This window comes from Mycobacterium sp. E3247 (assembly GCF_001667785.1).
In the GTDB taxonomy this organism is placed as follows: domain Bacteria; phylum Actinomycetota; class Actinomycetes; order Mycobacteriales; family Mycobacteriaceae; genus Mycobacterium.
Window position 1 is genome coordinate 1 of sequence record NZ_LZJG01000351.1, and the last position, 664, is coordinate 664.

General features: G+C 65.1%; 1 pseudogene. It reads right to left on the reverse strand.

The features are described 5' to 3' along the window. Positions 1–664: pseudogene (locus tag A9X04_RS31015) on the reverse strand (hypothetical protein); the annotation flags it as partial.

A 664-nucleotide genomic window follows, 5' to 3' on the forward strand; every position in this document is an offset into this window, starting at 1 on the left:
GCAGATCGGCGGCGATCCACCGGCGATCCACGATGCCACGTCCTCGTCGGCGTCCGTGGTCAACTCCATGGTCAGCGCGCCGACAAAGGGCCGTCGGTCGCCCCATTTCTTCGCCCATTCGGCGGCCAGCCCGGGAAAGCAGACTTCGTCATAGGCCTGGATCTCGAGCGAGCCGCGTTCGGCGATCCGCCGGGGCGAGGGTTTCGTGGCCGCGGGCAGTCCGAGCTCGCGGCGCTGTGCGTTCTCCACTTGCTTCGTCGAGCGCCAAAACAACCACTCGACCGTTTTCATGCCGGAGCGAAACAGCGGCGCCGGCACGCGCGGAACGAGCTGGCCGTTGGCCCGCATCGGGAAGTGATGAAGTGTCGCCAGCGGAATGCGGTAGTAGTCGGCGACGTTGATCGCGAGGTCCTGGTAGAGCTGTCCGGTGAAGATCAAATCGGCGCCGGCACCGACCGACATCAGTGACGAGCTCATCAGCTGCCAGTTCCGCAGCACCGGCTCCCATGCGTCGCGCATCAACTTGATGGGCCCGCGCACGAAATTCTTCCAGAAGTCGCGGATGAACTCGTCGCTCCAGAAGTCGTGCATGTCGGGTCCGTAGCCGATGGCCGCCAGGCCTGCTTCCTGCGCGAGCTCAACAAGATTGGGCGGGACGGCCATG